Annotated in this window: 1 protein-coding gene and 2 pseudogenes; 1 reads left to right on the top strand and 2 read right to left on the bottom strand. The window is 44.7% G+C overall.

Going from position 1 to position 1,345, the window contains the following annotated elements:
• Nucleotides 1-422: pseudogene (locus tag DZ54_RS24450) on the bottom strand (IS1634 family transposase); the annotation flags it as partial.
• Between the two features lie 336 nt (nucleotides 423-758).
• Here DZ54_RS24450 and DZ54_RS25630 point away from each other — a divergent pair.
• Nucleotides 759-1,100, top strand: a complete 342-nt coding sequence (locus DZ54_RS25630; protein ID WP_205619430.1) for an isochorismatase family protein — start codon at nucleotides 759-761, stop codon at nucleotides 1,098-1,100.
• A 99-nt stretch (nucleotides 1,101-1,199) separates the two neighbouring features.
• Here DZ54_RS25630 and DZ54_RS25030 read toward each other — a convergent pair.
• A pseudogene (locus tag DZ54_RS25030) lies at nucleotides 1,200-1,345 on the bottom strand (IS256 family transposase); the annotation flags it as partial.

The raw sequence follows: 1,345 nt of genomic DNA, 5'->3' as shown, positions 1-1,345 counted from the left end.
GACGTACTCTCCATCAACATGGAAGCTTGTGATATCAAGATGGACAGAGTCCGTTTTAAGACCAAGCTTATCAACAACATGCTCAGCAATCACTTGATAAAGTACGGATACATCTGCTTCATATAAAGCATCAAGCGTGCGCCCAAGCACATCATCCGTTAAATGGTGCGCTTCAATGTCTTTGGCTAGCAGTTTGGAGACGGGTTTCGTTTCGAAAAAATCGGAGAACATATGCAGGGTTCTACTATGAAAACCCAGCCCATTTAGGATCATCGCTAAGACGGCATCACCATGCGAAACCTTGTGCTCGGAGTACTTAGGAATGATACGGTCGATAATATCTGGTAAGCCAATTTCATGACAAAAAGCAGCGATTAGCCTAGGTGATCGAGACGTTTAATAACAGGTTGAGGAGCAGGCATAATAAGCGACCGTTAAATAACAGTAATAGATCAAAACTGGGGACCACGGTCAAGAGGTCTGTGACACTAAAATCTGTAAATGATCGCTAGATCACACTATTTTAATTCATTAATTGGCTGCGGAATGACGGATACTAGAATGATAAACACCGAAAATGCAGTGGTCTTGTTGGTCGATGTGCAAGGTAAGTTGGCGCAAAAAGTGGTGGGAAGTAAAGAGCTACACCAAAAAATCGCGCAGCTACTACGTGCATGTGAACATTTCGACGTACCTGTGATCTGGGTGGAGCAACTACCTGACAAGCTTGGACCAACAACCTCGCTCTCGCCGACCTCATGCCAAATAACACGCCGATTGCCAAGCAAGCCTTTAGCGCCTATGTCGAGCCTCAAGTTGAACAGATGTTGAGTTCACTTAACCGCAAGCAGGTTATTTTATGTGGTATCGAAACACATATTTGTGTGTATCAAACGGCTTGCGATCTGCTCAGAGCCCACTATCACGTTCACTTGGTCACCGATGCAACCTCATCGTGTGACGCCTCACATTATCAAACCGGTATTGCGATGATGCAGCAACATGGTGCTTGGATCACCTTGGTCGAAGCCTTGTTGTTTGAGTGGCAACAAGCGGCTGGCGGTTCAAACTTCCGATCCTTTTTGCAATTAATAAAGTAGCAAGTGAGTAGAGTTCTAAATACGGGACGTTATGTTCTGGAAATTAGGGACTCACAATAACGGAGTAGAGGGTGTTCAATATTCTGTGTCAGCTAAAAATCATAGCGCGATGTGATCATCCAGTCGACCCTCAAAATGGATTGCCAACTGCGACAGTGTGAGGTTCCAATTCTGCACCGGATGTGTCCATCGCTCAGACGCTTTTAGTATCCCTGCATACAATAATTTCAGCAAACTATTTCGTT

The sequence above is a fragment of the Salinivibrio socompensis S35 genome (assembly GCF_000513715.1).
Taxonomy (GTDB): domain Bacteria; phylum Pseudomonadota; class Gammaproteobacteria; order Enterobacterales; family Vibrionaceae; genus Salinivibrio; species Salinivibrio socompensis.
Note: the sequence above shows the minus strand (reverse complement) of the source record. Positions and strands in the feature narration are given on the sequence as shown.

Bases quoted from the DNA above. Each gene is read 5' to 3' on its own strand.
- DZ54_RS25630 (WP_205619430.1), top strand. From the start codon at position 759: ATGCCAAATAACACGCCGATTGCCAAGCAAGCCTTTAGCGCCTATGTC.